We start from the raw sequence: 6,182 nt of genomic DNA on the forward strand, positions 1-6,182 counted from the left end.
CTACATGATCGACGGCTTCCGCTACGGCTTCTTCGGCGTGAGCGACGCCTCGCCCTGGCTCAGCCTGGGCATCGTCGGCGCCGCCTGGCTGGTGGTGAGCGCCATCGCCGTCCACCTGCTGCGCATCGGCTACAAAATCAGAGGCTGAAAAGCCCTTTCCAATTCCCATGACCGCCGAACAACTCCAGGCCCTGATCCAGTCCCACCTTCCCTGCGAGCACATCACGCTCGAAGGCGACGGCCGGCATTGGTATGCCACCATCGTCTCGGCCGAATTTGAGGGCAAGCGCGCGATTCAGCGCCATCAGCGGGTCTACGCGACCCTGGGTGCGAAAATGCATACCGACGAGGTGCATGCGCTCTCAATGAAGACCTACACGCCGGCCGAATGGGCGGCGTTGGAAAAATAACTCTCCGGCCCCCGGGCCCTGATTCGCTGGAAATTCGATGGACAAACTTCTGATTCGCGGCGGGCGCCAGCTCCGCGGCGAGGTACTCATTTCCGGCGCCAAGAACGCAGCCCTGCCGGAACTGTGCGCCGCACTGCTGACCGACCAGCCCGTGACGCTGCACAACGTGCCGCGCCTGCAGGACGTGTCGACCATGCTCAAGCTGGTGCGCAACATGGGCGTTGCGGCCGAGCGCGACGACAACGGCACGGTGCGGCTCGATGCGGGCGACCTCAGCAACCCCGAGGCACCCTACGAACTGGTGAAGACCATGCGTGCCTCCGTGCTGGCGCTGGGCCCGCTGCTCGCGCGCTTCGGCCATGCCAAGGTGTCGCTGCCGGGCGGCTGCGCCATCGGCTCGCGGCCGGTCGACCAGCACATCAAGGGCCTGCAGGCCATGGGCGCCGAGATCGTGGTCGAGCACGGCTACATGATCGCCAGCCTGCCGGCCGGGCGCACCCGCCTGAAGGGCGCGCGCATCCTGACCGACATGGTTACCGTCACGGGCACCGAGAACTTCCTCATGGCCGCCGCGCTGGCCGAGGGCGAGACGCTGCTCGAGAACGCCGCGCAGGAGCCCGAGATCGTCGACCTGGCCGAAATGCTGATCCGCATGGGCGCGAAGATCGAAGGCCACGGCACCAGCCACATCCGCATCCAGGGCGTCGAGAAGCTGCACGGCTGCGAGCACGCCGTGGTGGCCGACCGCATCGAGGCCGGCACCTTCCTGTGCGCCGTTGCGGCCACCGGCGGCGACGTGTTCCTGCGCCACGCGCGGGCCGACCACATGGACGCGGTGATCGACAAGCTGCGCGACGCCGGCTGCACCGTCGCGGCACAGGAGGGCGGCGTGCGCATCAGCTCCAGCGCCCCGGCCTGCGAGCACCTCAAGGCGCAGAGCTTCAGCACCACCGAATACCCCGGTTTCCCGACCGACATGCAGGCCCAGTTCATGGCCCTGAACGTGATCGCGCGCGGCGCCTCGATGGTCACCGAAACCATCTTCGAGAACCGCTTCATGCACGTGAACGAGATGGTGCGCCTGGGCGCCACGATCCACGTCGAGGGCAAGGTGGCGATGGTCGAGGGCGTGCAGCAGCTGTCGGGCGCCACAGTGATGGCGACCGACCTGCGCGCCTCGGCCAGCCTGGTGATCGCCGGCCTCGTGGCCGACGGCGAGACGCTGGTCGACCGCATCTACCACCTGGACCGCGGCTACGACCGCATGGAAGCCAAGCTGCGCGGCCTGGGCGCGGACATCGAACGCATCTCGGGAGCCGCCGCATGATCACCCTCGCGCTCTCGAAGGGCCGCATCTTCGAAGAGACGATGCCGCTGCTGGYCGCCGCCGGCATCGAGGTCACCGAAGACCCCGAAAAATCGCGCAAGCTGATCCTGGCCACCACCCGGCCCGACGTGCGCGTGGTGCTGGTGCGCGCCTCCGATGTGCCCACCTACGTGCAGTACGGCGGCGCCGACCTTGGCGTGACCGGCCTGGACGTGCTGCTGGAAAACGGCAACCAGGGCATGTACCAGCCGCTGGACCTGCGCATCGCGGCCTGCCGACTCAGCGTGGCGGTGCGCGCCGACTACGACTACGCCTCGGCCGTGAAGCAGGGCTCGCGCCTGAGGGTCGCCACCAAGTATGTGGGCCTTGCACGCGAGTTTTTCGCGAGCAAGGGCGTGCACGTCGACCTGATCAAGCTCTACGGCAGCATGGAGCTCGCGCCGCTCACCGGCCTGGCCGACGCCATCGTCGACCTGGTCTCGACCGGCAACACGCTCAAGGCCAATCACCTGGTCGAGGTCGAACGCATCATGGACATCAGCGCGCGCCTCGTGGTCAACCAGGCCGCGCTCAAGCTCAAGCGCGAGCCGATCCGCCGCATCATCGACGCCTTCGCGTCGGCCATTCCCACTGCCTGAACTTCACGCACATGACTCCGAAAGCAGCCCCCGTCCGCCTCTCCACGGCTTCAGCCGGCTTCGACGCTGAATTCAAGGCGCGGCTGCATTGGTCCGCGGATGCCGATGCGGCCATCGAGAAGGTGGTGGCGGACATCCTGGCCGACGTGCAGAGGCGCGGGGACGAGGCGGTGCTGGAGTACACCAATCGCTTCGACAAGCTCGATGCGAAGACGCTGTCCGAGCTGGAGCTAACGCAGGCCGAACTCAAGGCCGCCTTCGAATCATTGCCGGCCACGCAGCGCGATGCGCTCGAAGCCGCCGCTCGCCGCGTGCGCAGCTATCACGAGGCGCAGAAGAAGGCCAGCGGCGAGAGCTGGAGCTATCGCGATGCCGACGGCACGCTGCTCGGCCAGAAGGTTACGCCGCTTGATCGTGTCGGCATCTACGTGCCGGGCGGCAAGGCGGCCTATCCGTCGAGCGTGCTGATGAATGCCATTCCGGCTCACGTGGCCGGCGTGGCCGAAATCATCATGGTGGTTCCGACGCCGGGCGGCGAAAAGAACCAGCTGGTGCTCGCCGCCGCCTACGTGGCAGGCGTCACGCGCGCCTTCACCATCGGCGGCGCGCAGGCCGTGGCCGCGCTGGCCTACGGCACCGCCACCATCCCCGCGGTCGACAAGATCACCGGCCCCGGCAACGCCTACGTGGCCGCCGCCAAGCGCCGCGTGTTCGGCACCGTGGGCATCGACATGATCGCGGGCCCGAGCGAAATCCTCGTCTTGGCCGACGGCAGCACGCCGCCTGACTGGGTGGCGATGGACCTGTTCAGCCAGGCCGAGCACGACGAGCTCGCGCAAAGCATCCTGCTGTGCCCCGACGCCGCGTACATCGACCGCGTGCAGGCCGAGATCGACCGCCTGCTGCCCGGCATGCCGCGCGCCGAGATCATCGCGGCTTCGCTCAACGGCCGCGGCGCTCTCATCCACACCAAGAGCATGGAAGAGGCCTGCGAGATCAGCAACCGCATCGCGCCGGAGCACCTGGAAGTCAGCAGCAGCGAGCCGCAGCGCTGGGAGCCGCTGCTGCGCCATGCCGGCGCGATCTTCCTGGGCGCCTTCACCAGCGAGAGCCTGGGCGACTACTGCGCGGGCCCCAACCACGTGCTGCCCACGAGCGGCACGGCGCGCTTCTCGAGCCCGCTGGGCGTGTACGACTTCCAGAAGCGCTCGAGCCTCATCGAAGTGAGCGAAGCCGGCGCGCAGGTGCTCGGGCCCATTGCCGTCACGCTGGCCGAAGGCGAAGGCCTGCAGGCGCACGCCGAAGCGGCGCGCATGCGGCTGCGCAGGGCCTGAAGCCCGCCCGCCGCCGGCAGGAGCAAAGCAAGATGGCTCGACGCCGTTCTTTTCATCGTTCGCGCGCGACGGCATGGCTGCTGGCGCTCGCGGCTGCGGGCTCGGCGCAGGCCATGAGCATCCGCGAGCTGCGCACGCTGGAAGCGAGCGAAAAGGACGGCAAGGCCTACGCGAGCTACTACCTCGTCGGCGTGCTCGAAGGCCTGCGCGAAGGCGTGGAGGCCTCGCAGCGCAACGGCCAGAAGCCGATCTTCTGCGTCGAGGGCCGGCGCCTGGAGCCTTCGATGGCACGCTCCCTCTATCAAACCGAGCTGACCCGCAACGCCGACAGCTACGAAGCCGACATGCCCGTTCAGCTGGTCATGGCCGGCGCCCTCAGAAACAGCTACCGCTGCACCCGATGACATCTTCTTCGCCCGCCGCCCGCCCGATCGACCGCATCCGCTCCGACGTGCAGTCCATGCATGCCTATGCGGTGCAGGACGCACGCGGCTTCGTCAAGCTCGACGCCATGGAAAACCCCTTCGGCCTGCCGGCCGCGCTGCAGGCCGAGCTTGGCGCGCGGCTCGGTGCGTTGGCGCTCAACCGCTATCCGGGCGAGCGCGGCGCCGACCTGCAGCGCGCGCTGGCCGCGCATGCGCAGATGCCCGAGGGCTTTTCGCTGATGCTGGGCAACGGCTCCGACGAACTGATCTCGCTGCTCGCCATTGCCTGCGACGTGCCCGGGGCCGCGGTGCTCGCGCCCGTGCCCGGCTTCGTGATGTATGCGATGAGCGCGAAACTGCAGGGCCTGCGCTTCGTCGGCGTGCCGCTCACGGCCGATTTCGAACTCGACGAGGCCGCCATGCTTTCGGCCATCGCACGCGAGAAGCCGGCCATCGTGTACCTGGCCTATCCGAACAACCCCACCGCCAACCTCTGGGACGATGCCGCCATCGAGAAGATCGTGCAGGCCCAGGGCGAGCAGGGCGGGCTGGTGGTGATCGACGAGGCCTACCAGCCCTTTGCCGCCAGGAGCTACATCGACCGCATCGCGCGGCATGGCCATGTGCTGCTGATGCGCACGCTCAGCAAGTTCGGCCTGGCCGGCATCCGCCTGGGCTATCTCATGGGCCCGGCCGCGCTGGTCGCGCAGATCGACAAGGTGCGCCCGCCCTACAACATCAGCGTGCTCAATTGCGAGTGCGCACTGTTCGCGCTCGAGCATGCCGAGGTGTTCGAGGCCCAGGCGCGGCAGATCCGCGACGAGCGCCACCGTCTCATGATGGGGCTGGGCCGCCTGGCGGGCGTGAAGGCCTGGCCGAGCGATGCCAACATGATCCTCGTGCGCGTGCCCGATGCCGCCAAGGCCTTCGAAGGCATGAAGGCGCGCGGGATTCTTGTGAAGAACGTTTCTAAAATGCACGAACTGCTCGCAAACTGCCTGCGCCTCACCGTCGGAACGGCCGACGAGAATGCGCGGATGCTCGCGGCACTCGAAGCCTCACTATGACCACCCCCCAGACTGCCGATCGCACTGCATCGGTCACCCGCAACACCGCCGAGACCAGGATCACCGTCAGCGTCAACCTGGACGGCACGGGCAAGGCCAGGCTCTCCACCGGCATCGGCTTCTTCGACCACATGCTCGACCAGATCGCCCGCCACGGCCTGATCGACCTCGAGATCGATTGCCAGGGCGACCTGCACATCGACGGCCACCACACGGTGGAAGACGTGGGCATCACGCTGGGCCAGGCGGTGGCCAAGGCCGTGGGCGACAAGAAGGGCATCCGCCGCTACGGCCATGCCTACGTGCCGCTGGACGAGGCGCTGAGCCGCGTCGTCATCGACTTCTCGGGCCGGCCCGGCCTGGTGATGCACGTGCCGTTCACGAGCGGCATGATCGGCACCTTCGACAGCCAGCTCACCTACGAATTCTTCCAGGGCTTCGTCAACCACGCCTTCGTCACGCTGCACATCGACAACCTCAAGGGCGTCAATGCGCACCACCAGTGCGAGACCGTGTTCAAGGCCTTTGCGCGCGCGCTGCGCGGCGCGCTCGAACTCGATCCACGCTCCGTGGGCGTCATTCCATCGACCAAGGGTTCGCTCTGAACGTCCTCGCCGCCAAGCTATGAAATCTGTAGCAAATACCGTCGCCGTGGTCGACTACGGCATGGGCAACCTGCGCTCCGTCTCGCAGGCCGTGCAGCATGCGGCCGACCAGGTGGGCGTGCAGGTCTTCGTCACCTCCGACCCCGAGGTGGTGCGCAAGGCCACGCGCGTGGTGCTGCCGGGGCAGGGCGCGATGCCCGACTGCATGCGCGAACTGCGCGACTCCGGCCTGCAGGAGTCGGTGCTCGAGGCCGCGGCGAGCAAGCCGCTCTTCGGCGTGTGCGTGGGCATGCAGATGCTGCTGTCGCGCAGCGACGAGGGCCCGACCGACGGGCTCGGGCTGATTCCGGGCGAGGTCGTCAAGTTCGACCTGGCG

Annotated in this window: 8 protein-coding genes and 1 pseudogene; all 9 read left to right on the forward strand. The window is 67.8% G+C overall.

The window, feature by feature from the left end:
- Positions 1 to 148, forward strand: a pseudogene (locus AC1DOC_RS15180) (ABC transporter permease); the annotation flags it as partial.
- Positions 149 to 167: 19 nt separating this feature from the next.
- A complete protein-coding gene (locus tag AC1DOC_RS15185; RefSeq protein ID WP_012746311.1) occupies positions 168 to 410 on the forward strand; it encodes a BolA family protein in 243 nt (80 codons plus the stop codon).
- 37 nt (positions 411 to 447) lie between these two features.
- Complete coding sequence (gene murA, locus AC1DOC_RS15190; RefSeq protein ID WP_062363038.1) at positions 448 to 1,737, forward strand: UDP-N-acetylglucosamine 1-carboxyvinyltransferase; 1,290 nt, start codon at positions 448 to 450, stop codon at positions 1,735 to 1,737.
- Entirely contained in the window at positions 1,734 to 2,375 is a 642-nt protein-coding gene (gene hisG / locus AC1DOC_RS15195; protein WP_478130022.1) for an ATP phosphoribosyltransferase, read from the forward strand. Before murA ends, hisG begins: the two co-directional genes overlap by 4 nt.
- Before the next feature lie 11 nt (positions 2,376 to 2,386).
- Complete coding sequence (hisD, locus tag AC1DOC_RS15200; protein WP_012746314.1) at positions 2,387 to 3,709, forward strand: histidinol dehydrogenase; 1,323 nt, start codon at positions 2,387 to 2,389, stop codon at positions 3,707 to 3,709.
- Between the two features lie 32 nt (positions 3,710 to 3,741).
- Positions 3,742 to 4,113 carry a hypothetical protein gene (locus tag AC1DOC_RS15205; protein ID WP_062363035.1) on the forward strand — a complete coding sequence of 124 codons (372 nt, stop codon included), beginning with the start codon at positions 3,742 to 3,744 and terminating at the stop codon, positions 4,111 to 4,113.
- Complete coding sequence (gene hisC / locus AC1DOC_RS15210) at positions 4,110 to 5,201, forward strand: histidinol-phosphate transaminase (RefSeq protein ID WP_018906518.1); 1,092 nt, start codon at positions 4,110 to 4,112, stop codon at positions 5,199 to 5,201. The genes AC1DOC_RS15205 and hisC overlap by 4 nt, the downstream gene beginning before the upstream one ends.
- Positions 5,198 to 5,806 (forward strand): imidazoleglycerol-phosphate dehydratase HisB, encoded by a 609-nt coding sequence (hisB, locus tag AC1DOC_RS15215; protein WP_018906517.1) that lies wholly within the window; start codon positions 5,198 to 5,200, stop codon positions 5,804 to 5,806. The genes hisC and hisB overlap by 4 nt, the downstream gene beginning before the upstream one ends.
- A 19-nt stretch (positions 5,807 to 5,825) precedes the next feature.
- Positions 5,826 to 6,182 (forward strand): glutamine amidotransferase-related protein (locus tag AC1DOC_RS15220; protein ID WP_478130023.1); only part of this gene is annotated, 357 nt, incomplete at its 3' end.

The sequence above is a fragment of the Variovorax sp. 01T439_2 genome, from assembly GCF_056398445.1.